This window comes from Streptomyces sp. NBC_00335 (genome assembly GCF_036127095.1).
Taxonomy (GTDB): Bacteria; Actinomycetota; Actinomycetes; order Streptomycetales; family Streptomycetaceae; genus Streptomyces.
In genome coordinates this window covers 971,358-994,102 of the sequence record NZ_CP108006.1, presented here as the reverse complement: position 1 = coordinate 994,102, position 22,745 = coordinate 971,358, and the positions used below count along the sequence as shown (strand labels likewise).

19 protein-coding genes are annotated in these 22,745 nt (G+C 71.4%); 9 read left to right on the top strand and 10 right to left on the bottom strand.

The window, feature by feature from the left end; genetic code table 11:
* Positions 1-4: 4 nt before the first annotated feature.
* On the top strand, positions 5-478 hold the full coding sequence (locus OHA37_RS04595; protein ID WP_323182306.1) for a thioredoxin family protein: 474 nt from the start codon (positions 5-7) through the stop codon (positions 476-478).
* 39 nt (positions 479-517) lie between these two features.
* Complete coding sequence (locus OHA37_RS04590) at positions 518-1,948, top strand: dihydrolipoyl dehydrogenase family protein (RefSeq protein ID WP_266902710.1); 1,431 nt, start codon at positions 518-520, stop codon at positions 1,946-1,948.
* Positions 1,949-1,983: 35 nt separating this feature from the next.
* On the opposite strand, the gene OHA37_RS04585 is transcribed toward OHA37_RS04590, so the two are convergent.
* Positions 1,984-2,166, bottom strand: a complete 183-nt coding sequence (locus OHA37_RS04585) for a hypothetical protein (protein WP_266902708.1) — start codon at positions 2,164-2,166, stop codon at positions 1,984-1,986.
* Positions 2,167-2,236: 70 nt separating this feature from the next.
* A complete protein-coding gene (locus tag OHA37_RS04580; RefSeq protein ID WP_266902706.1) occupies positions 2,237-3,418 on the bottom strand; it encodes a PucR family transcriptional regulator in 1,182 nt (393 codons plus the stop codon).
* 152 nt (positions 3,419-3,570) lie between these two features.
* Between OHA37_RS04580 and OHA37_RS04575 the strand changes: the two genes are divergently transcribed.
* Complete coding sequence (locus OHA37_RS04575; protein ID WP_266902704.1) at positions 3,571-5,103, top strand: long-chain-fatty-acid--CoA ligase; 1,533 nt, start codon at positions 3,571-3,573, stop codon at positions 5,101-5,103.
* 104 nt (positions 5,104-5,207) lie between these two features.
* Positions 5,208-6,356, top strand: a complete 1,149-nt coding sequence (locus tag OHA37_RS04570; RefSeq protein ID WP_266902702.1) for a PucR family transcriptional regulator — start codon at positions 5,208-5,210, stop codon at positions 6,354-6,356.
* 13 nt (positions 6,357-6,369) lie between these two features.
* Here the strand turns inward: OHA37_RS04570 and OHA37_RS04565 are convergent, their stop codons facing one another.
* From OHA37_RS04565 to OHA37_RS04555, 3 genes are all read right to left on the bottom strand, one after another.
* A complete protein-coding gene (locus OHA37_RS04565) occupies positions 6,370-7,770 on the bottom strand; it encodes a carboxylesterase/lipase family protein (RefSeq protein ID WP_266902700.1) in 1,401 nt (466 codons plus the stop codon).
* Between the two features lie 123 nt (positions 7,771-7,893).
* A complete protein-coding gene (locus OHA37_RS04560) occupies positions 7,894-8,736 on the bottom strand; it encodes an alpha/beta hydrolase family protein (protein WP_266902699.1) in 843 nt (280 codons plus the stop codon).
* Positions 8,737-8,935: 199 nt separating this feature from the next.
* The gene (locus tag OHA37_RS04555) at positions 8,936-10,213 is read right to left on the bottom strand and encodes an Nramp family divalent metal transporter (protein ID WP_266902697.1); all 1,278 of its coding nucleotides are present in this window, start codon (positions 10,211-10,213) and stop codon (positions 8,936-8,938) included.
* A 153-nt stretch (positions 10,214-10,366) separates the two neighbouring features.
* On the opposite strand from OHA37_RS04555, the gene OHA37_RS04550 reads away from it, so the two are divergent.
* The 4 genes from OHA37_RS04550 (at position 10,367) to OHA37_RS04535 (ending at position 15,563) form a co-directional block, all read left to right on the top strand.
* A complete protein-coding gene (locus tag OHA37_RS04550) occupies positions 10,367-11,020 on the top strand; it encodes an HAD family hydrolase (RefSeq protein WP_266902695.1) in 654 nt (217 codons plus the stop codon).
* A 129-nt stretch (positions 11,021-11,149) separates the two neighbouring features.
* Positions 11,150-13,057, top strand: coding sequence for a PAS domain S-box protein (locus tag OHA37_RS04545; protein ID WP_266902693.1), 1,908 nt, complete (start codon positions 11,150-11,152; stop codon positions 13,055-13,057).
* 359 nt (positions 13,058-13,416) lie between these two features.
* Complete coding sequence (uppS, locus tag OHA37_RS04540; RefSeq protein WP_443046111.1) at positions 13,417-14,103, top strand: polyprenyl diphosphate synthase; 687 nt, start codon at positions 13,417-13,419, stop codon at positions 14,101-14,103.
* Positions 14,100-15,563, top strand: coding sequence for an oxygenase MpaB family protein (locus OHA37_RS04535; RefSeq protein WP_266902689.1), 1,464 nt, complete (start codon positions 14,100-14,102; stop codon positions 15,561-15,563). The genes uppS and OHA37_RS04535 overlap by 4 nt, the downstream gene beginning before the upstream one ends.
* Before the next feature lie 42 nt (positions 15,564-15,605).
* Here OHA37_RS04535 and OHA37_RS04530 read toward each other — a convergent pair whose 3' ends face one another.
* From OHA37_RS04530 to OHA37_RS04515, 4 genes are all read right to left on the bottom strand, one after another.
* A complete protein-coding gene (locus tag OHA37_RS04530; RefSeq protein ID WP_266902687.1) occupies positions 15,606-16,871 on the bottom strand; it encodes a DUF6357 family protein in 1,266 nt (421 codons plus the stop codon).
* Positions 16,868-17,521, bottom strand: coding sequence for a DUF6357 family protein (locus OHA37_RS04525; RefSeq protein ID WP_266902685.1), 654 nt, complete (start codon positions 17,519-17,521; stop codon positions 16,868-16,870). The genes OHA37_RS04530 and OHA37_RS04525 overlap by 4 nt, the downstream gene beginning before the upstream one ends.
* Before the next feature lie 95 nt (positions 17,522-17,616).
* Positions 17,617-18,060, bottom strand: coding sequence for a PaaI family thioesterase (locus OHA37_RS04520; RefSeq protein ID WP_323182401.1), 444 nt, complete (start codon positions 18,058-18,060; stop codon positions 17,617-17,619).
* Between the two features lie 139 nt (positions 18,061-18,199).
* On the bottom strand, positions 18,200-18,793 hold the full coding sequence (locus tag OHA37_RS04515) for a TetR/AcrR family transcriptional regulator (protein WP_266902681.1): 594 nt from the start codon (positions 18,791-18,793) through the stop codon (positions 18,200-18,202).
* Positions 18,794-19,075: 282 nt separating this feature from the next.
* Here OHA37_RS04515 and OHA37_RS04510 point away from each other — a divergent pair, with 282 nt between their 5' ends.
* Complete coding sequence (locus OHA37_RS04510; RefSeq protein WP_266902679.1) at positions 19,076-20,269, top strand: nitrate/nitrite transporter; 1,194 nt, start codon at positions 19,076-19,078, stop codon at positions 20,267-20,269.
* A gap of 19 nt (positions 20,270-20,288) precedes the next feature.
* On the opposite strand, the gene OHA37_RS04505 is transcribed toward OHA37_RS04510, so the two are convergent.
* Entirely contained in the window at positions 20,289-22,637 is a 2,349-nt protein-coding gene (locus OHA37_RS04505; protein ID WP_266902677.1) for an arylsulfatase, read from the bottom strand.
* Between the last annotated feature and the right edge of the window lie 108 nt (positions 22,638-22,745).

Genomic DNA, 22,745 nt, shown 5'->3' with positions numbered 1-22,745 from the left:
AGGAATGCTTCGAGCCGGTCGTTCGTTCAGGGAAAACAAGCAGAACAGCACTCTGGAGGTCTGGAAAACCGTGGCTACTGTCGAACTCACCAAGGAGAACTTCGACCAGACGGTGAGCGAGAACTCGTTCGTCTTGATCGACTTCTGGGCGGGCTGGTGCCGCCCCTGCCTGCAGTTCGCCCCGGTCTACGAGAAGGCCGCCGAGGCCAATCCCGACCTGCTCTTCGCCAAGGTGGACACCGAGGCGCAGCAGGAGCTGGCCGCGGCCTTCCAGATCAGCTCGATCCCGACCCTCATGATCGTCCGGGATCAGGTCGCGATCTTCTCGCAGCCCGGCGCACTGCCCGAGGCGGCGCTGACCGACCTCATCACCCAGGCCCGCGCCCTGGACATGGACGAGGTCCGCACGAAGATCGCCGCCGAGCAGGCCGGCGCCGCCGGTGCCACGGCCGAGGAGCCCGGCACGCCGGACGCCTGATTACGTGACGGGCCCCCGTCGTGCGGTGAGACTGGCCCGATGAGCGAAGCGGTGGAGTACGACGTAGTGGTCCTCGGCGGGGGGCCGGCCGGCGAGAACGTCGTGGACCGGACCCGCGCCGCCGGGCTGAGCACGGCGCTGGTCGAGAGCGAGCTGGTGGGCGGCGAGTGCTCGTACTGGGCCTGCGTCCCCAGCAAGGCGCTGCTGCGCCCGGCGCTGGCCCGGGCCGACGCGCGCCGGGTGCCCGGTCTCGCGGAGGCCGTGGCCGGTCCCCTGGACGCGGAAGCGGTGTTCGCGCACCGGGACTACTGGACCGGGAGCTGGAAGGACGACGGCCAGATCGACTGGCTGGAGTCGGTCGGCGCCCACGTGTACCGGGGCCACGGGCGGCTGTACGGAGTCCGCAAGGTCGCCGTCACCAGCCCGGAGGGGGAGCACCACGTGCTCTCCGCCCGGCACGCGGTCGTCGTCGCGACCGGCACCCGGGCCGTGATCCCGGACCTGCCGGGCATGGGGGACGCCCGCCCGTGGACCAGCCGCGAGGCCACGTCGGCGCGGGCGGCGCCGGGCCGGCTGCTGATCGTCGGCGGGTCGGTGGTGGCCGCGGAGATGGCCACGGCCTGGCAGGCCCTCGGCTCCCAAGTGACCCTGCTCGTACGGGGGTCCGGGCTGCTGCCGCGCATGGAGCCCTTCGCCGGGGAGCTGGTCGCCGAGGCGCTGCGCGATGCCGGCGCGGTGGTCCGTACGGGAGTGGCCGTCGAGTCCGTCGTACGGGACGGCTCGACCGGGCCCGTCACCGTGCTGCTCGAAGGCGGCGAGACGCTGGAGGGCGACGAGCTGCTGGTGGCGACGGGGCGCTCCCCGCGCACCGAGGACATCGGCCTGGACACCGTCGGCCTCACTCCGGGCGGGTGGATCGCGGTGGACGACAGCTGCCGGGTCCCGGGGATCGACTGGCTGTACGCGGTGGGCGACGTGAACCACCGGGCCCTGCTCACCCATCAGGGGAAGTACCAGGCCCGGATCGTGGGCGCCGTCATCGCCGCCCGGGCGGCGGGCAACACGCCGCTCGACACCGGTCGTTGGGGCGCGCACGCGGCGACCGCCGACACGGAAGCCCTCCCGCAGGCCGTGTTCACCGACCCGGAGGCCGCATCGGTGGGCCTGACCCTCGCGGAGGCGGAGCGCGCCGGCCACCGGGTCCGGGCCGTGGACTACGACCTCGGCAAGGTCTCCGGAGCGGGTCTGTACGCAGACGGCTACCGGGGGCGGGCCCGCATGGTGGTGGACCTGGACCGCGAGATCCTGCTCGGCGTCACCTTCGTCGGACCGGGCGCGGCCGAACTCTTGCACGCGGCGACCATCGCGGTCGCGGGTCAGGTCCCGATCGAGCGGCTGTGGCACGCGGTTCCGGCGTTCCCGACGATCAGCGAGATCTGGCTGCGGCTGCTGGAGACGTACCGTAGTTAGGTTGGCGGGGCGCTCGCAGTGTCATGGGCGGGCGCTCAGCCGTGCTCGAACAGCTTGCGCCAGAAATTGTCGCGCACGTCGTTCAGCCAGTGGTTCCTGTTGCAGTGGAGCTTGGGCATCAGCAGGAAGCGCTGCGGTACGGGGCGCCGGCACCACTGGCACGGCCTCGTGCGCCGTGCCGATGAGGCCTGCGTCTGCGCGCTGTTCGTATCGACCATGGGTCCATTGAACCGCCCCGGGTGCCGTAAGTGCCCTGGGTTTCGTACTCAGTTGCCCGATCGTTCGTACTCAGGTCGCTGCTCCTCCCAGTGCCCGCAGGGCGAGCGCCCAGCCCAGCCGGGCCTCGCCGGATTCCGCCGACCAGCCGGTCAGTTCGGCGATGCGTCCGATGCGGCCCCGCACCGTATTGCGGTGGCAGTAGAGCCGCTCGGCGGTGCGGGAGGCCGAGCAGCCCTCGTCGAGCCAGACGCGCAGCGTCTCCAGCAGCACAGCCCTCTCCGAACCGCTGCGCAGGACACCGTCGAGATAGCGCCCCACCGTTCGTCGAGCGATCTCCGGGTCGGCGCAGAGCACGGCGTGCACCAGCCGGTCGTCGAGCGCCGCGACCTGCCCGGTGCCCTGCGGGAGGGTCGCGAGCGCACGCCCCGCCAGCCGCAGCCCCCGGTCGGCCGCGGTCAGCTCCTCGAACGGCGGCGAAATCCCCGCGGCGCAGCGCACCGCCCCCCGGAGGATCCGCGTCAACTCCTCGGGCACTGTGGAGCCGAGCCGCACCAGGCCGGCGAGGACCTCCGTGCGCGGCCGCCAGAACGACCACAGCCCGGCAGCTTCCAGCGCGGGCCCCGGCTCGGCCGGCGACGCCGGGTTCTGGGCGACGACGACCACGGCGTACAGGTCGCGCGAGGGCACCCCGAGGGCCGTGGCCGCCGCGGCGGCCACCGCCGGGTCGCTGCCGCGCCCGTCGAGCAACGCCTCGAAGAGGGATCCGCGCCGGGAGTCCTCCCGGTGCTGCAACTCCACGGTGGTGAGTCCGTACGCGTCGGCCATGGCGGACGAGAACCGGTCGATGGTCTCCCACAGGGCGCCGGCGATGTCGCCGAGCATCGCCTGCTGTGCCGGCGGCCGGTCGCGCATCCGGTCCGCCAGCGCCTGCCAGATGACCCGGCCGCCGCGCCGGAACGCCTGGAGCACGGTGGCCAGCGGGACGCCCTGCTCGGCGCGGAGCCGTCCGGTCTCGGTGGCGGCGGCCTCGATGTGGCGGCCGCCGGACGGCAGCTCGCCGAAATCGTTGAGCGCCAGTTCCACGTTGCGGCGGCAGGTCACCCGCAGATCCGCATGGGAGACGGTCCGGCCGGACGCGTAGAAGGGGCTGTGCGCGCGGATGTCGGCGGTCAGGGCATCGGTGAGGCGGCCGATGTCCGCGAGCAGAGCCGTCGCAAGCTGCCGACGCAGCGTCCGCTCCTCGTCGTTCATGGCAGCAGGTTAGGCATATGCACCGTCCGCGCGGAAGCCCGGGTGCCTACGCCCAGACGGACGGTACGAACGGTGTGCGGATGCACATGGCCGCGCAGTGGACCCGTCCCCGATTCTGACGGTGCCGCCACCACCCGCATGAAGGAGCCACCGTGCAGCTCAGCGTCGCCACCCTGCTCTCCGACTCGGCCCGCCGCCACCCCGACCGCATCGCCGTCGTCGAGGGGGAGCTGCGCCTCACCTACGCGCGCCTGTGGGACGAGGTCCTGGGCTTCGCCGCCGTCCTCCGGGCCCGCGGGATCGGCCCCGGCGACCGGGTGGCGGTGCTGCTGGCGAACACCGCGGACTTCCCCCGCGCCTACTACGCGGTCCTCGCGGCCGGCGCGACCGTGGTACCGGTGCACGCACTGATGGTGGCCGACGAGGTGGCGTACGTACTGCGGCACAGCGGCGCCAGAGCGCTCGTCAGCGGAGGGGCCCTGCGGCCGGTGGCGCAGTCGGCCGCCGTCGCGGCGGGCATCGAGGTGCTTGAGGTCGGTGCCGGAGAGGAACGGCTGCCCTACGCGGCCGAGCGGACGGCGACGGCGACAGAGACAGAGACGGCGACAGAGACAGAGACGGCGACGGTGACGGCGACAGAGACCGCCGCCATCCTCTACACCAGCGGCACCACGGGCCGGCCCAAGGGGGCCCGGCTCACCCACCTCAACCTGGTCATGAACGCCACCGTCTGCGCGGGCGACCTGCTCGGCCTGACACCCGACGACACCGTGCTGGGCTGTCTGCCGCTGTTCCACAGCTACGGACAGAGCTGCGCGATGAACGCCACCCTGCGCGCCGGTGCCACCCTCGTCCTGCTGCCCCGCTTCAGCGGCCAGGCCGCCCTGGACACCATGATCCACGAGCGGGTCACCGTATTCATGGGGGTCCCGACGATGTACCACGCTCTCACCGGGGCCACCGCGGACGACCAACGACGCCCCGCGGCGCTCCGGGTGTGCGTCTCCGGCGGCGCGGCGCTCCCGGTCGCCCTGTTGGAGCGCTTCGAGGCGGCCTTCGGCACCGAGATCCTGGAGGGCTACGGGCTCACCGAGACCTCCCCGGCCGCCACCTTCAACCAGCGCACCACCGGCCGCCGTCCCGGGACCGTCGGCCACCCCGTGTGGGGCGTCGAGGCCGCGATCGCCGACCCCGAGCGGGAGCGGCACATAGCGCTCCTGCCGGACGGTGAGGTCGGCGAGGTGGTCATCCGCGGGCACAACGTCTTCGCCGGCTACCTCGACGACCCCGAGGCGAGCGCCGCGGTCCTGGTCGACGGCTGGTTCCGCACCGGCGACCTGGGCGTGCGCGACGAGGACGGCTTCCTCACCATCGTCGACCGCAAGAAGGACCTCATCATCCGGGGCGGCTACAACGTCTACCCCCGCGAGGTCGAGGAGGTGCTCGCCCGCCACCCCGCCGTCGCCGAGGTCGCCGTCATCGGACTGCCCGATCCGGCCCGGGGCGAGGAGGTCTGCGCCGTGGTGGTGCTGCGCGACGAAGTCACCGAGGAAGAGCTCGTGGCCTGGAGCCGGGAGCGCCTGGGCCGGCACAAGTACCCGCGGATCGTACGCTTCCTCCCCGAGTTGCCCCTGGGCCCCAGCGGCAAGGTGCTCAAGCGCGAGCTGCGAGAAGCCTGCGCATGAACGCGCGCCGCGAGCGGTTCGGGCACACGCCGCGCGCACGGCCCCCGTCGCCGGACCGGGAGCCGCGATTGACGGCACGGCCGGGGCGGTGTGACGATGCGCCGATGTCGGACCTGCACGCCCGGATGGCCGCCCGCGTCGGTGACCTCACCGCCGTCGTGGTCGCGCGCTGCGCGGCGGAGGCGCCGTTCTACGGGGCACTGCCCCGCGCCACCCTCCAGGGCGAGGTCGCGCGCTCCATCGAGGCGGTGCACGCGCTGCTGCTCAGGGCCCTGCGTGACGGGGGCGGGGGGTCGATGGGTCCGGGCGACCTGACCCGGCTCATCGAGTGGTCGGCGCGCCGGGCCGAGGAGCGCGTCCCCCTCGAAGCGGTGATCACCGCGTACCTGATCGGCGCCGAGGTGTGGTGGCAGACGCTGACCGAGGTCGCGGAGCCCGGAGAGCTGGCCGGAGCGGGCGGCAGGCTCCTCGCCTGCCTGCACGCCGCGCTGCCCGCGGTCGTCCTCGCCCACCAGAACGCCCAGGAGGACCTCCACAGCGAGGACAAGCGGGTACGCCGGGCCCTGCTCGGCGCCCTGCTGGCGGGACGGCCGTACGAGGAGCTGGCCGACGTGGCCCGGGTGTCGGTGGTGGGCGAGCACGAGGTGGTCGCCTTCGCGTTCGAGTCCGACCCGCCGACGAGGCTGGTGCAGTCCTCGCTCGACGCCTTCACCGGGATCCCCGTGCTGATGGACCACGTCTCCTGGATCGCCCTGCTGCCGGGCGGTACCGACGTGCCCGGCCTGGTGGCCCGGCTGGAGCAGGACGTGGGGCAGAGCGTGCGCGCCGCCGCCGCCCGCTCCGCCGTCCCGGCCGCCGTCCCGGCGGCGGCGCAGGAGGCCGGCCGCGTACTGGACCTCGTACTGCGCCTGGGACGCCCGCCCGGGTGTTACCGCCTCGACGACGTGCTGCTGGAGCACCAGATCGCGCGCCCCGGGGACGGCCTCGTACGGCTGGCGGCCAAGCTCGACCCCTTGGAGGAGCACCCCTTTCTGCTCGAGACGCTGCGCGTGTTCGTGGAGCACGGGCTCAACCGCCGCCGGACGGCGTCGGATCTGTGCGTGCACCGCAACACCCTGGACTACCGGCTGCAGCGAGTGAGCACGCTGACCGGCCTCGACCTCGCGGTTCCCGCACAGGCCCGGCTGATCCAGGCAGCGCTCGTCGCCAGGGACCTGGCCGGGCCCGCGGATCACCGTGGCATCGCCGGATGACGCCCGTCGGCGGTCACAGCCAGGCGCGGAGTTCCTCGTGCCGGGGCGCGAGGACCGGGCCGGAGCCGGGGTGGTCGAAGACCATGACGGGCCGGTCCGCGTTCCAGCCCGGCCAGCCCGGGTCTCCCGTGGCGGCGAAGGCGACCCAGGCGCGGTGCATGGCGTCCGCCAGTGGCTGGGGGGCGTCCGGCCCGGTCAGGCCCTCGGCGGCGCGCAGGTTGTCGAAGACGAAGCCGAGTTCCAGCGCGTGGCACGCGCCGAGCCCCATCACGGGCGAGCGCCAGGCGAACTCGTAGACGAAGGTGCGGTCGGGCCGGGAGTCGGCCAGGCGGTTGAGGGGGCCCCGCAGCAGCAGGTCGGTGGCCATCTCCCCGAGGAGCTCACCGGGTTTGGCGTGCGGTCGGGTGGCTCCGTACAGCCGTGCCACCCGCCGCGGGACACGGAACTTGAGCAGGGCGAGCCGCAGGGTGAGCCGGCTGACGCGGTCCACCGTGCCGCCGGGTACGAACCACAGCCGGTACTCCTCCCGGTTGCATCCCAGCAGCAGGTCGGCCCGGGGAAGGGGCGGGTCGGCGGGTACGAGGTCGCCGTCGGCCACGATGTGGAACCCGGGACCGCCGCCGATGGGGTCCGACCGGTCGACCACCGCTGCCTGCGCGTCCAGCAGCAGGTCCCGGTCCACGCCGGCGAACGCCTCGGCGGTGGCCGGGATCCGCAGTCTCTTCGCCATCGCCCGCACCGCCTTCGCGCCCTCGCGGCGCGACACCGTGTGCGGGGGGCCGCTCTGCAGGATCGCCCGGCGGAACAGTCCGGACGCGGCGGGGCTGGTCATGAGGGCCGCGATGCTGATCGCCCCGGCGGACTCCCCGCACACGGTGACGTTCGCCGGATCCCCACCGAAGGAGGCGATGTTGTCGCGGACCCAGAGCAGGGCCGCGACCTGGTCGAGGAGGCCCCGGTTGGCGGGGGCGTCGGGGAAGACCCCGAACCCCTCGACGCCGAGCCGGTAGTTGACGGAGACGAGGACCACTCCGTCGCGGGCGAAGGCGGCCCCGTCGTAGAGCGGCAGGCTCGCCGAGCCGTTGCGCAGGGAACCACCGTGGATCCAGACCATGACCGGCAGCCGGCCCTCGCCGGCGGACGGCGTCCAGACGTTGAGGTTGAGACAGTCGTCCCCGGCGATGGAGGGGTCGGGTATCAGCCGGTCGAGGGGCGGACGGTAGGGGCGCTTGGGGGCGGTGGGCCCGTACTCCAGCGCGTCTCGCACCCCTTCCCAGGGCTCGACCGGGGCGGGAGCGCGGAAGCGGTGGGGGCCGAAGGGCGGAGCGGCGTACGGGATGCCGAGGAAGGTGGCGATCCCGTTGTGGAAACGGCCCCGGACCTTGCCCTGCCCGGTGGTCGCGATGAGATCCATCGCAGTCCTTTCGTGTGAGGAGGGCCGCCCGCCCCGGCCGTACGGCGTCGGGGACGGGGGCGGGCGGCGACGTGCGGATCGGGTCGGCCACCGGTCAGGGCGGAAGAAGTCTCCGGGGACGGGTCACTGGGCGACGAGGCCGTTGCGACGGACGTCGGACCAGGTGCCGCTGTCGGTACAGATCCCGCAGCCGGCCCCGAAGAACTGGGCACGCGCGGCCTGATCTCCCATCAGGTGCGCCTTGAACCAGGCGGTGGTGGGCGCGGCGAACGGGCCGGGGTCGCCCACGACCGTGAAGTGGTCGGCGCCGCGCAGTTCCCCGTAGACGGCCGGGATGTGGTCGGCGGCGTCGTAGAAGGCCCTGACCAGGAAGGGGAAGACGATGCTGTCCTTCTGTCCGGCCAGGAGGAGTGCGGGTACGTGCACCTCGTTGATGTTGGCGAGCGGCCCGGGCTGGATGGGCAGGATGGTGTCGATGCGCGGGTCCGCGCCGACGACGATGGCGGCGGCTCCGCCCTGCGAGTGGCCGGACGCGCCGATGTGCTCCAGATCGACGTGGTCGTGGAAGGCGCTGCCGGGATCGGCGTTCCGGCGCGTGAGCAGGTCGATGCCGGCGCGCATGGAGACGCCGAGGTTCGACTGGGGGGTGTTGGCGGCGGCGACGATGAAGCCCTGGCCGGCCCAGTGCAGCAGCAGGTCGCGGTAGACGACGGGGAAGGCGAAGGTGCCGTTTCCCCACACGATGACGGGGTGGCGGCGGTTGCTGGTCGCGATGTCGCGCGGGTAGTAGAGGGTGGTCACGACCCCGACTTCCACGGCGGTGGCGTAGGGGCCGGGAGCACCGTAGTCGGCCGCGACCGCTTCGGAAGCGGAACCGGCGGGCGCCGCTGCCGCACCCGCGCCGGCGGAGGCCGTCAGCACCAGCACGAGCGAGGTCAGAGGGACGAGCAGTTTTCTCCAGAGCACGGTCGACTCCCCATGTCGTCACGGTGAACCGGATGTCACATCCGGCTCACACCTTGTTTGATCGCACATCCTGGAGCACGGTTCGAAGCCCGTCTCTGCGCAATCGCGGCAAGCCGTGGGGCCGGAGTTCGTGCAACCTGCCGAGAGGCGACGGTGTGCAGGGGGTGCCATGCTCGGTTCCGCAGCTGCTGCGTGAGCGCTACCGGAGCAGGTCCCACAGTTGCTGGACGCACAGCACCACGAACAACAGGCCGGCGGCCCCCAGCATCGCGTTGCTCAGCAGGCCGTTGCGCCACTGGACCGGTGTGCGCGAGGAGTTGAGCAGCCACAGCAGCGTCAGGGCGAGGAAGGGCATGAAGAGTGCGCCGATCACTCCGTACACGACGATGAGCCCGAAGGGCTGGTCCAGGAAGAGCAGGCTGATGGGCGGGAAGGTGAGCCAGAGCAGATAGACCCGGAAGGGCAGGGACCTCGCCGGGTTCGTCCCGGCCGGGACGAGCGACGGCCGGAACTTCGCGGCGAAGTCGGCGAACATCAGGCTCACTCCGTGCCACACGCCGATCAGGGACGTGAAGGACGTGGCGAAGAACCCGACCAGGAAGAGCTTGGCGGTCCCCCTTCCGTAGCGCTCCTCCAGGACGGCACTCAGATCGAGCAGCCCCTTGTCGCCCTTGGCCAGGGCCACGCCGGACGAGTGCAGCAGCTCGGCCCCGACGATGAGCATGGCCACCACGAAGATCCCGGTGGTGAGGTAGGCGACGCGGTTGTCGAGCCGCATCACCTTCATCCAGCTCGTGTTCGTCCAGCCCTTCGCGTTCACCCAGTAGCCGTACGCGGCGAGGGTGATCGTGCCGCCCACGCCGCCGATCAGCCCGAGCGTGTAGACCAGCGACCCGTCCGGCAGTACGGGCGCGAGGCCGGCGAAGGCCGCGTCGAGCCGGGGCGTGACGCGGATCGCGAGGTACACGGTGACCAGGAACATCACGCCGACCAGGACGGTCATGACCTTCTCGAAGACGGCGTACCTGTTGAACCAGACGAAGACCAGCCCGGCCAGACCGCACAGCACGGCCCAGAGCTTGAGGTCCATGACGTCCGGGAAGAGCGCGGCCAGCGGGAGCGCACTGGAGGACATCGCGGCGGCGCCGTAGACGAAGCCCCAGATGACGACGTACCCCGCGAAGTAGACGGTGGTCCAGGAGCCGAGGCTGTGCCAGCCGTCGAAGAGGGTACGGCCGGTCGCGAGGTGCCAGCGGCCGGCCGCCTCGGCGAGCGAGATCTTGACGAGGCATCCGATGACCGCGGCCCACAGCAGTGTGTAGCCGAACTTGCTGCCCGCGAGGAGCGTGGCAACGAGGTCGCCGGCCCCGACGCCGGTCGCCGCCACGACGATTCCGGGGCCGATGGATCGCCAACTCGCTTTGCGCGGAGCGTGGTTTTCGCTTCCCACGGTGTCCGTCCGCGTGGTGTCCGCCATGTGTGGCTGCCTTCCCGTTCGCCCCCTGAGTGACGGGAGTCACCAAAACGGTTCGGCGGCGGTCGCGCAAGAGGCCCTCCGCCCCCGTGCGGTGGGTCCAGGGCCGTGGGTCCCGGGCCGTGGGTCCTGGGAGAGCCCACTTATCCTGCGGGGATGGCCCACCCCATTGAACTCGTCATATTCGACTGCGACGGCGTGCTGGTCGACAGCGAACGCATCGCGGTGCGCGTGGATGCACTCGTCCTGGCCAAGCTGGGATGGAGCCTCACCGAAGCCGAGATCGTCGACCGGTTCATGGGCCGTTCGAGTCAGTCGATGACGAAGGAGATAGAGGCCCACCTCGGGTACGGCCTGCCGGCCGACTGGGAGGAGGAGTTCGAGCCCCTCTACCGCGATGCGCTCGCCGCCGAACTCACCCCCGTCCCCGGCATCGTCGACGCCCTCGATGCCCTCACGGGTCTCCCCACCTGCGTGGCATCCAGCGGGAGCCACGACAAGATGCGTTTCACACTGGGACTCACCGGTCTCCACCCGCGCTTCGAAGGCCGCATCTTCAGCGCCACCGAGGTCAAGCACGGCAAACCGGCCCCGGATCTGTTCCTCCACGCCGCGCGACGGATGGGGATCGCGCCTGAGGCATGCGCCGTGGTCGAGGACAGCCAGTACGGTCTTCAAGCAGCCCGAGCCGCAGGCATGCGAGCGTTCGCCTACGCCGGGGGGATGGTTCCCGCGGACCGCCTCGAAGGCCCCGGCACCGTCGTCTTCGACGACATGCGCGGACTGCCCGGCCTCCTCGCGGATCAGTGATCGCGGCCGGCTCCTGCCCGTGGTCGCACCCGGTCATTTGCGCACATGTTCCAGTCAACAGGTGAGGTGACGTGTGAGGGCGTGATCGGATGTCGCTTTCGGTGGTGTTCGGCGAGTGCTAGGCGCGACATGACGACAACGACCGAGGAACCCTTCCGCGCCCTTCTGGAAGCGGCACCGGACGCGATGGTGATCGTGGACGACGCGGGTGTGATCCGGCTGGTGAACGCCCAGACGGAAGCACTGTTCGGCCACCCCCGGCAGGAGTTGCTCGGCCGGTCCATCGACGTCCTGGTACCCGAGCGTTTCCGCGGGCTCCACCCGAGCCACCGGCTCGGCTACGCGGCCAGCCGTCAGGTCCGGCCCATGGGGGCGGGCCTGGAGCTGTACGGGCTGTGCCGGGACGGGCGCGAGTTCCCCGTCGAGATCAGCCTCAGCCCCCTGCAGACCGCCGACGGCCTGCTCATCTCCGCGGCCGTACGCGACGTGAGCGAGCGCAAGGCGGCCGAGGAGCTGTTCCGGGCACTCCTGGAGGCCGCCCCCGACGCGATGGTCATCGTCGACGACCACGGCACGATCCAACTCGTCAACGCCCAGACGGAAGCACTCTTCGGTCACACCCGGGCAGATCTCCTGGGCCGGCCCGTCGAGATCCTCGTCCCGGAGAGGTTCCGCGGTCATCACTCCCACTTCCGGCAGGGCTACTTCGTCGACCGCCAGGTCAGACCCATGGGCGCCGGGCTGGAACTGCACGGGCTGTGCCGGGACGGGCGCGAGTTCCCCGTCGAGATCAGCCTCAGCCCCCTGGAAACCCCGGACGGAACGCTCGTGTCGGCCGCCATCCGCGACGTCAGCGACCGCAAGGCCGCCGAGGACAAGCTCGCCGAACTCTACGAACAGCAGCGCCACGTCGCCCTCACCCTGCAGCGCAGCCTCATGGGATCGCCCGCGGCGGTCCCGGGGATGCCGACGGCGAGCCGGTACTTTCCGGCTCGCCAGGGCGCGGGTGTGGGCGGCGACTGGTTCGACCTGATCCCCCTGGGAGGCGGCCGCGTCGGTGTCATGATCGGCGATGTCATGGGCCGCGGACTGGAGGCCGCCGCCGTCATGGGCCAACTCCGCTCGGCCTCACACGCGCTGGCCAAGACCGGCATGCCGCCCTGGCAGCTGATGCGCGCCCTCGACGCGGTGGTCAGCGAACTCCCGGATCAGTTCGTCACCTGCTGCTACCTGGTCGTCGATGCGGACGCCGCGGAGCTGACCGTCTGCTCGGCCGGGCACCTCCCCTTGCTCCTCGCCGCCCCCGACGGCCAGGTGAGTCGCCTCGCCGTCGACGTCAGCGTGCCGCTCGGCGTCGGCGAGGTACCACACCACGAGAGCCGCCACGCCGTGGAACCCGGCTCGGTCCTCGCCCTCTACACCGACGGACTGGTCGAAACCCCGGGCAGCGACATCGAGGAACAAGTCGACCGGCTGTCCTCGGCACTGGGCAAGACCTGCACCCATGTCGACGGCCTGGAAGTGATGGCCGACTGCCTCCTCGGCGAGATGCTCCCCGACGCCGACGACTACGCGGACGACGTCACCCTGCTCCTCGTTCACATCCCCGATTCACCGGTGACCTCGCAGAGCGTGGTGCTGCCCGCCCAGCCCAGCAGCGTCGGCGCCGGCCGCCGTTTCCTGCGCTCCACCCTCGGCGTGTGGGGGAGGGGCGACGACCAGCTGTGCGACACCGCGTGCCTGCTCGCGTCGGAACTCCTCTCCAACGCGGTGAACCACAGCTGCGGCCCGGTCCGGCTGCGCGTGAGACAGGCGGGGCGCGAACTCAGCGTCGAAGTGTGCGACGGAAGCCCCGTACTCCCGCAGGCGAGGTTCGCCCCGCACGACGCCGAGTCCGGACGGGGACTGCTCCTGGTCGACTCCCTCGCTGAGGCCTGGGGCACCCTGCCCACGGCCGAGGGCAAAGCCGTCTGGTTCTCCCTCCCCCTGCCCGCACCGGGGAGTGGGAAGGAGAAGCCTTCCGAACATCGACTCTGAACCTTGAAAGACCCGTGCGCGAGCGAGTCCGCTGCTTCACCACGCGGACGGAATCGAACGTACGGGTCAAAGGTGATGGCCACTCGTTCGGCCGATCACGGCCCTTTCGCCCTGCCAGACTCCGGGGGCGGAATGCGCTGGTGGGGATCGGGCGAGGCGGGGTGGGCGTGAAAGAGCACGGTACGGCTGGTCACGCCGCTCCGGACGGGGCGGGGCCGGGCGTGACGGACCGCGGAGTCCCGCGCGCACGTGCGGTGATGGAGGGTCCGCCGGACGGGCCACAGAGCGGCAGCGGACCCGGTGGGCACTGGCAGGAGGAACGGGCGTTGCGTGCGGGGCCGCGGCATGTGGCCTGCGTCATGGACGGCAACGGGCGTTGGGCGCAACGGCGTTCGCTTCCCCGTACGGCGGGTCACCGGGCGGCCGAGGCCGCGGTCATCGATGTCATCGAGGCGGCTCGGGCCGCCGGCGTGGAGTGGCTCAGCCTGTACGCGTTCTCCACCGAGAACTGGAACCGCCCCGGCAGCGAAGTCGAATTCCTGATGAGTCTGGTGCGGCGGGTCGTGCGCAAGCATGCACCGCTGCTGCTCGCGCGCGGTATCCGCTGCCGCTTCCTCGGGGTCAGCGACCCGCGGATCCCCCGGGCACTGGCCCAGGACTTCGAGGACGTGGCGCTCCTGACCGCCGAGAACCGGGGGATGACGCTGACCGTCGCCTTCGACCACGGGGGGCGCCGGGACATCGTGGAGGCCGCGAGGTCGCTGATCCTCAGCGGGACGCCCGCCGACGAGGTGACCGAACGCCTCTTCGCGGACCACCTGCCCTTCCCCGACACTCCCGACGTGGATCTGGTCGTCCGTACCTCCGGTGAGCAGCGCATCTCCAACTTCATGCTCTGGCAGGTCGCCTACGCCGAGTGGGTCTTCCCCGAGGTGCTCTGGCCGGACTTCCGCGCCCCCGACTTCCTCGCCTGCCTGCACACCTACCGGCGCCGCGACCGCCGCTTCGGCGGCGTGCCCGCCCGGACGAACGGAGACCCGTCTTGATCACCGACACCACCGGAACGGCCGATGAGGCGCCCCTGTTCGGGCCGGATTCGCAGTTCGGCGCCTTCTTCGACGACCCGCGCTGGGCATTGGCCATCATCCGCGCCACCGTCCTGGAGGCAGCTCACCCGCAGATCGGCGCCGCCCTCGCCGACAACTCCACCTTCGTCACCCATCCCTGGCGCCGACTGCGCAACACCTTCCTCAGCATGCGGCGCATGTTCGCCGCCGACCCGGCGGAACGCGAACGGGAGGCCGCCCGGCTCAACCGGCTGCACGCCCGCATGAGCGGATCCGACTCCCGCGGGCGCGCCTACGACGCCATGGACCGCGCGACCCGCGCCTGGGTGGTCGCCACCCTCTTCGAGAGCGCCGTCACCATGTGCCGGCTGAGCGGCCAGCCGCTCGACCAGGACACGATGGAGCGGATGTACGCCGAGTACCGTGCGTACCTCGCCGCGCTCGACGGCGACGCCGCGGAACTCCCCGAGGACCTGAACGACTTCTGGCGGTACTTCGACCGGGTCGTCGAGAACGAGCTGGAGAACACCGAGGCGGTCCGCGTCATCCTCTACCGGCTCTTCGACCACCTTCCCGCTCCCGCGCTGCTCGACGGCGCGCCGACGCTGTGGGCGGCCGGCCGCGCCGTGGTCGGTCCGCTCCTGGGCGCGATCACCGTCGCCTCGCTCCCCGAGCCCTACCGGCGCCGGTCCGGCCTGCCCGAGATGCCGGGCGCCGCGACCCTCATGCAGGGCGCGTACCTCGCTGCGGGGCTCACCCGATTCCTGCCCGAGGGCTGGATCAACGCCGAGAGCATCATCGAAGCCCTCTCGCTCTCGCCCGACAGCGATGACCCCCGTGCCCGCACCTTGACCGCCCTGCGCGCCCGCATGAAGCGGGCATCGGCCCTGCTCCGCCTCCTCACACCGCTCAGCGGCGACGCCGACTTCGAACCGGCACCCCCGAGGGGAACGGACGAGAACCGACGCTCGGCGGAGGAGTTCTTCCGACAGGTGCTGGACCAGACGGGCGACGGCCACCTCGACTGGCCCGACCTCGCGGCCATGGCCCGCGAACTCTCCACCCGACTCGACCTGGACGAGCCCGAGGAGACCCGGCTCTACGATGCCTTCGCCGCCTGGTGGCGCGAACTCCAGGCCGCCCTCGACACGGACGGCGACGGCCGCGTCAGCGCCGAAGAGTACGCGACCGCCGTCCCCTCCCTCGCCGGACCCGCGCTCATCCGGGTTGCCGAGGTCCTCTTCGACGCCACCGACCAGGACGGCAACGGGAGCATCGACGCGGACGAGTACCGAACCCTCTTCCGTACCGCCTTCCACCGCGACCTCGTCACCACCGGCGGCGCCCACGGCAAGAGCGCCTTCGTCGGCGACTTCCTCTCCTTCATGGCCGGCCGCCGCGCGGGTACGCCGTACGACCCCCTCTTCGCCGACGCCTGACGAGCAAGGCTGCGCATCGAACGTCGGCCGGACGACGCGTATCTACCGGGCTTCGCGCCGCCGCCTGCGCGCGCGCTCGAACTCGGCGGCATCCGGCATCCAGGGACCGTGCTGGTCGAGTGCGGCGCAGCCGCCGCGGACGAAGGTGCTCACCAGGTTCCGGTACGCGCCGATCCCGTCGACCAGGCCGTACTCGACCCGGTACTCCGGATCCGACCCGCCGTCACCCTTGCGCAGCGTCGTGACCCGGGCGATGGAGTCCGCGTAGAAGTGGAGCTGGATCCCTTCGCCCATCTCCTCGTCCTCGATGGTGAACACTTCGTTGTCCGCGGCAGAGCGGTCGCCGACGAACTCCCAGAACTCCGCGGAGGCAGTGCGGGGACCGTCCCGCAGCCACTTCTTCTCGACGCCCTTGTCGTCGGTGAACGACAGGGCCGTCTTCCCCACACTCCCGCCGGAGTCGGCGCGGTGGCCGGCAGCCTCCTCGTCATCCTCCATCGGTGTGCTCCTGGAGCGGTCCGCGGCCTCCGAGCACATCAGGAAGCTCACGGTGCGCACCGCGTCATCGACGAGCGCAGGGTGCGTACGGCGCACGGCCGCTTCGACCGTCGTCCGCATCCGATCCCAGTCGCGCTTGTCCGTGGCGCGCTTTCCCCGGCGCGGATCGCGGCCGATCCGCATTCCGGCGCACGCCTGCTCCGCGGTGGCGATCACCCGCGTGACCTCGGGCAGCAGCGCGGGGTCGACGGCATCGGGCATCCGCCTGGGAACCGTCGAGCCGTGTGCGTACTGGCCCGTGTACCTCAGCATCGCGGCGTCGAGTGGACCGAGTACGGCTCCGCGCTCGGCGCGACGGCGGTCCGCGTGGTACTCCTGCGCCCGCTTCCCGTTCGACGTCTCCGTCGCCCCGCGCATCGCCGCGCACACCTGACCGCGTTCAAGCAGAGCGATGTCGGCCCCGTGGGCGATGAGCCGGCTCCTGTCCCACGGGATGCGCCGGAAGAGCGCGTCGAGGTCCGCGGGCGCGGCAAGGAGGATCGGGTCCAGGAGCGCGACGGCGGCGTTCTCGTCGAGCCGGCCCCGGGTTCCGGCGGCGTCGCACAGCGGAAGGACCGCACTCCACAGCAGCAGGTGCCTGGCCAGGTCCTCCCGGATCACCGCGAGATGGGCTTCGCTGATCGGGAACGCGAACGTGCGGGGATCGTGGTTGGCGTCGGCCCCGGCACCGAGCGTCAGCTTCAGCTCGCCGTCCTCGCGGATCACGTTCGGCATCCAGCCGCTCCCGCGCGTGAAAACGATGTCGTTCACGACCATCGTGCGAACTCGACGTCGAGACGCGTGTCGGTGCGCACCCAGACTTCGCCCCCGGCGGCCTCGGCCGGGGCGTCGACTCGCTCGATACCGAGGAACTCGATCAACTTGAGCAGTTCGGCCCGCTCTGCTCGGTCATCGTCGACGCCGTGCGAGTCGAAGAAGACGTAGTACCGGTCGCTCGGGTCCACGTAGCCCGAATCCGCCCAGATCCGGGCGACTTCTTCGATCGCCGCCGCTTCCGTCGTGATCGTGGCGGCGCGGGCGGCACCGCGAGTCTCCGGGGACGCGTCGAGGTCGGCGAGGTCGGAGAACCACTGGCCGAACCGGTCGAGGCCGGCATATCCGTTCTCGAAGAACAGCATCGCGCTCGGAAGGTAGCGATTGCCCCTGTCGACCTGGAGGTATTCCGATCGAGGTTGGTCCGCATCCTTGATCCGGGAGATCACACCTTGCCCGGGCATGAGGACCAAACTCTGCCCCGACGGCTCGTCAATGATGGTGTAGGTCTCGGAATCCCGACCACGGAAGAACGCGGAGAAGGCTACGTAGGCTTCCTGAGGGTCGCCCACGGAGACCTGTTGGTCGTTGCCGTCACCGACGGCGAAGACGAACTGTTTCGGTCCGGGGCTGTAGGGGCGAGCCATATGCGTCCTTCGTTCACGTGTGACAGCTCCAGCAGGGTAGTCGAATCAGAGTTCGACCGACGGTTGCCGGGCAGCACGCGGGAAACCCCAGCCGTTCAGAAGATCATGCACGTGGTGGTGGCGTGGGCGATCAGCTTGCCCTGGTCGTCGAGCACCTTGCCCTCGGCGGTGGCGGTGCGGCGTCCGGCGTGGATGACCTTGCCCTCTGCGGTGAGTACCTGACCGTCGGTGCGGGCGGCACGGATGTAGTTGACCTTGAGTTCGAGGGTCGTGTAGCCGGTGCCGGCGGGCAGGGTGGTGTGGACGGCGCAGCCCATGGCGGAGTCGAGGAGGGTGGCGGCGATGCCTCCGTGGACCGTGCCGAGGGGGTTGGCGAAGTCGGGGCGCGTGTCGAGGGAGACGACGATGCGGCCGTGCTCGACCTCGTCGAAGCGCATGCCGAGCAGGCGGCCGATGGAGGGGATGTCGGCCGGGCGTTCGGTCTGGACCCAGCGCATCAGCTCCAGGCCGGACAGGGCGGTCAGGTCGGTGGTGGTCACGGTCGTTCTCCTTGGATGAGGTGCTTGCTCTCCGTCGCCGGGGTCGAGGACGAAGTCGTTGTCCTGACGATCGAGCGAGGGCATGGCGGCTCCTTCGGACGATGCAGGTGAAGCGAGTTCGGGTTGTGGCGGGGCGGGGTCAGGCCTCGCGGCGGTCGCGCAGGGCGTACACGAGCAGGTCGTGGATCTCGGCGGCGGCCGCCTCGATCGGGGCGGCACTCTGCTCGGCCCGGCACATGATCACCGCGCCTTCGACCGCGGCGATGACGAAGGAGCCCAGCCTGCGGCTGCGTTCCTCGGTCAGGCCGTGCCGGACGAACAGGGCCGCGAAGGCCTCCTGCCAGCGGGCGAAGACCGCGGCGGCGGAGCGGGCGAGCTGAGGGGCCTCGTCGTTGGTCTCCACGGCCACCGCCACGACCGGGCAGCCGGCCCGGAAGCCGCTCTCCACGAGCCGGTCGCGCCACAGCACGAAGAACGCGTCGATGGCATCCACCGGATCACCGGTTTGCGTCTTGGTGTCGATCAGCCCCGAGATGAAGTCCCCGGCCAGCGCCACCGCCTCGTCGATGAGCTGAGTCCGCCCGCCGGGGAAGTGGTGGTACACCGAGCCCCGAGGGGCTCCGCTGTGGGCGAGGACCCGGTCGATGCTGGTGCCGCTCGCACCGTACTCGGGCAGCAGGGCAACAGTGCTGAGGACCATCCGGTCACGGCTGTCACTCTTGCGCGGACTCACCCGCTCCACCACCCTCGCGACGACGACGCGGCCCACCGCGTGAGCTACCTGTCGGTAATCTATGGTGTATGGCATAGAACATGCAAGAGGCGTTGCGATGGTCGGTCTCCCTCCGCCAAGTCGATGGCGATGGAGAGGCCCGGGCGGAGTCACGTGGCGCCGGTCGAAGGCGAACGGCGTCCGGTGCAAGGGGAGACCGGAGGCCCTGCCGGGGTCGGCGTCCGTGGTCCTTTTGGCGCAGTCCTGCGCGACCGGACGACCCGGGGCGTCTTGACTGACGGGATGGACTCCACGTCGACGTCGCGGCCCTCGTCCGCCGGGTACCGCAATCTGGCCCTGGCGACGCTCGGGTTCACGCTCACCTTCTGGGCGTGGGACCTGATCGCGCCGCTGGCCGGCGACTACAAGGACCGGCTCCATCTCTCCTCCTTCCAGCAGTCGCTGCTCGTCGCGGTGCCGGTGCTGGTCGGGTCGCTCGGGCGGATCCCGGTGGGAGCGCTGACCGACCGCTACGGCGCGAGGCTGATGTTCCCGGTGGTGTCCGCGCTCACCATCGTGCCCGTGCTGCTGCTGATCCCGGCACGCCAGAGCTACGCTCTGACGCTCGTGGTGGGCTTCCTGCTGGGTCTGGGCGGCACGACGTTCGCGATCGGCATCCCGCTCGTCAACTCCTGGTTCCCGCCCGCCCGGCGGGGCTTCGCGCTCGGGGTCTTCGGGATGGGCATGGGCGGTGTCGCACTGTCCGGGTACGTCACACCGCGCATCGCCAAGCACGACCCCGACCTGCCCTTCCTCGTGGTGGCCCTGGCGCTCGCCGCGTACGCCGTCCTGGCTGCCCTGCTGCTCAGGGACCGGCCGGACAGGCCCGTACCGACGGCCTCGCTCGCCTCGCGCCTACGCGGCGCGGGGCGCCTTCGGGTGACGTGGGAGCTGGCCGCGCTCTACGCGATCGGCTTCGGGGGGATCGTCGCGTTCGGGGTGTACCTGCCGACGTACCTGAAGACCTGGTACGGGCTGTCCGCGACCGACGCCGGTACCAAGGCGGCGGGATTCGCCCTGGTCACGGTGGTCTTCCGGCCGATCGGCGGCTGGCTGTCGGACCGGATCCACCCGGCGCAGGTCACGGCCGGGGCTCTGGGCCTGGTGGCCCTCCTCGCGATCGTGCAGGCCTTCGACCCGGCGATGAACCCCGTCGGCACGTGCGCCCTGCTCCTGATGGCGGCCGGGCTCGGGACGGCCAGCGGCAGTGTCTTCGCCCTGGTCTCGCAGGTGACGCCGCAGCCACAGGTGGGCAGCGTGACGGGCATCGTCGGAGCGATGGGCGGCCTCGGGGGCTTCGTGCCCCCGCTGGTGATGGGCGCGATCTACAGCGCGAAGGACTCGTACTCGATCGGCTTCATGCTGCTGTCGGACCTCGCGCTCGCGGGGTGCGTGTATGCCTACGGGCGGATGCGGACCGTGCGGCCCGCATCCTGAGCCCGGCCGGCCGCCGTCGTCACTCGAAGGCGGCCGCCGCCTCCCGCAGTGCACGGGCCACGAGCGCCGGGTCGTAGGGCGCCTGCGTGCCGGGGGTGTAGGTCACCGAGCGCAGGCCGCCGGTGTAGCGGAAGCTGCGGTGGCGTTCGTAGACCGGCCAGGAGACCGGGGACCTGCGGTCCACGCCCACGCTGATGCCCTGCAGCGGGGCCATGCCGATGAGCTGGTGCACGCTGGTCGACCGGCCGGTCTCCACCCCGTCGAGCAGGATGCGGAACTCCCAGCGCAGGCCCTCCACCGCCTCGGCCGAGAGCGTGATCGTCCGGCGGCCCGCGGGCAGTGGACCGGCGTCGGTCTCGTGCAGTTCTCCGTACTCGTTGTAGGCGAACCGCAGCCGCCCGTCCTCCACGTACAGGCTGTAGCCGCCGCCCTGGTCGCCGTGCGAGACCAGCACGCCCTGGTCCGGGGCGGCGTGTTCGTCGAGTTCGACGGTGATGTCGAAGGAGCGGAAGGAGATGAGCCGGGAGGAGCGGTAGCGCTCCAGCTCGGGCGTGCCCGCCAGCAGGGTGAGGGGGCGGTGGAAGCGTTCCTCGGCGGGGCCCCGCCGGGCGAGTGCGCCGCTGCCGTCGGCGAGGGGGAAGACGCCGTTGCGCCAGGCAGCCGACTCCCAGGCCGCTGCCAGTTCCTTCACCACCTCCGGGTGGTCCCGGGCGACGTCCAGGGTTTCGGTCGGGTCGGTGCGCAGGTCGTACAGCGCCCATTCGCCGTCGTCGTACGGCGTTCCGGGGCGGTGGAGGGTCACCAGCTTCCAGCCGTCGCGGTAGTAGCTGCGGTTGCCCGACATCTCGCAGTACTGCTCGGTGTGGGCGCTGGGCGCCCGCCCGTCGTGCAGCACGGGGGCGAAGCTGACGCCGTCCGGTTCCTGGGCCGGCCGCGAGCGCCACAGCTCCGGGCGCCGTACGCCCGCGAGCTCCAGGAGGGTGGGGGTGATGTCGGTGACGTACTGGTACTGCTGGCGGACCCCGCTGTCGCCGTCGGCCCGGCGCAGGCCCTCGGGCCAGGAGATGACGAACGGCACCCGCACGCCGCCCGCGTGGGTCTGGCCCTTGTAGAGCCGGAAGGGGGTGTTGGAGGCCATGCCCCAGCCGCGCGGGTAGTGCACCAGGCTCTGCGGGCCGCCGATGAGGTCGGTGTCCCGGTCCACGTCCTCGTTCCAGTCGTCCGGGACGGGCTGGTGGACGAAGCGGCTGAAGTAGCTGCGCGTGCCCTCGGCGCCGCCCTCTCCGGTTCCGCCGTTGTCGGAGGTGAAGACGATGATGGTGTTGTCGAGTTCGCCGAGGGCGCGCAGGGTCACGGTGAGCCGGCCGAGGTTCTGGTCGATGTTGTCGACCATCGCCGCGTACACCTCCATGTAGCGCGCGTAGCGGCGCTGTTGCGCGGGCGTCAGCTCATCCCAGGGGCCTACGTCGAAGCCCGCCTCGGAGTTGCGGTCCGGCAGGGCGGTCCCCTCGGGGAAGAGGCCGTCGGCGATCTGGCGGGCGAAGCGGGTCCGGCGAAGGGCGTCCCAGCCGCCGTCGTAGCGACCGCGCTGACGTGCGATGTCCGCGGGCTTCGCCTGGAGGGGGCCGTGGACGGCGTTGTGCGCCACGTAGAGGAAGAACGGCTTGTCGGGGTCGTGTGCGCGGAGCGACTTCACCATGGAGATGGCCTGGTCGGTGATGTCGTCGGTGTAGTAGTAGCCGTCGGGCAGTTCGTCGATGTCCAGCGGGCTGTTGTCGCGGACCAGTTGGTGCGGGTGGAAGAGGCTGGTCAGGCCCTCCAGTACGCCGTAGTACTGGTCGAAGCCCTTCTGCAGGGGCCAATTGCGCCGGTCATCGGCGGCGTTGGAGGCCGAGTCGCGGGTCAGGTGCCACTTGCCGACGGCGTAGGTGGCGTAGCCCGCGTCGTGCAGGAGCTCGGCCAGGGTGGGGACGTCCTCGCCGACCTCCATGCCGTAACCGGGGAAACCGGGGTCGAAGTTGGCGACCGTCGAATACCCGACGCGGTGCGGGTTGAGACCCGTGAGCAGTGCGGCGCGCGCGGGTGAGCACAGCGGCATGGTGTGGTAGTTGGCCAGGCGCAGGCCGCCCTCGGCCAGTTCGTCGAGTACGGGGGTGGGGACTTCCGAGCCGAAGGGGCCGATGTCGCTGTAGCCCATGTCGTCGACGAGGACCACGACGACGTTCGGGGCACGGCCCGCGGGCCGGCGCGGCGGCTGCCAGGACGGCACGGACTCGGCGAAGGTACGGCCCACGCGTCCGGCGAAGCCGTCGTAGGGATCACGGCGGTTCGGGGTGGCGGGGGGCGTGGGGGTGGTCGGGCTGGTCACGAGGGGAGCTCCTTCGAGACGGAGGGCGGGGGCGCGGCAGCGAGCAGGGCGCGGGTGCAGGGTGTCCGGTCCCGGCCGGGGAACGTCGTGCGCAGCCCGGTGACCTCC

Coding starts and splice junctions, on each gene's coding strand:
- OHA37_RS04545 (WP_266902693.1), top strand. CDS start 11,150: ATGACGACAACGACCGAGGAACCCTTCCGCGCCCTTCTGGAAGCGGCA.
- OHA37_RS04590 (WP_266902710.1), top strand. CDS start 518: ATGAGCGAAGCGGTGGAGTACGACGTAGTGGTCCTCGGCGGGGGGCCG.
- OHA37_RS04555 (WP_266902697.1), bottom strand. CDS start 10,213: ATGGCGGACACCACGCGGACGGACACCGTGGGAAGCGAAAACCACGCT.
- OHA37_RS04510 (WP_266902679.1), top strand. CDS start 19,076: ATGGACTCCACGTCGACGTCGCGGCCCTCGTCCGCCGGGTACCGCAAT.
- OHA37_RS04565 (WP_266902700.1), bottom strand. CDS start 7,770: ATGGATCTCATCGCGACCACCGGGCAGGGCAAGGTCCGGGGCCGTTTC.
- OHA37_RS04595 (WP_323182306.1), top strand. CDS start 5: ATGCTTCGAGCCGGTCGTTCGTTCAGGGAAAACAAGCAGAACAGCACT.
- OHA37_RS04525 (WP_266902685.1), bottom strand. CDS start 17,521: ATGGCTCGCCCCTACAGCCCCGGACCGAAACAGTTCGTCTTCGCCGTC.
- OHA37_RS04570 (WP_266902702.1), top strand. CDS start 5,208: ATGTCGGACCTGCACGCCCGGATGGCCGCCCGCGTCGGTGACCTCACC.
- OHA37_RS04580 (WP_266902706.1), bottom strand. CDS start 3,418: ATGAACGACGAGGAGCGGACGCTGCGTCGGCAGCTTGCGACGGCTCTG.
- OHA37_RS04550 (WP_266902695.1), top strand. CDS start 10,367: ATGGCCCACCCCATTGAACTCGTCATATTCGACTGCGACGGCGTGCTG.
- uppS (WP_443046111.1), top strand. CDS start 13,417: ATGGACGGCAACGGGCGTTGGGCGCAACGGCGTTCGCTTCCCCGTACG.
- OHA37_RS04585 (WP_266902708.1), bottom strand. CDS start 2,166: ATGGTCGATACGAACAGCGCGCAGACGCAGGCCTCATCGGCACGGCGC.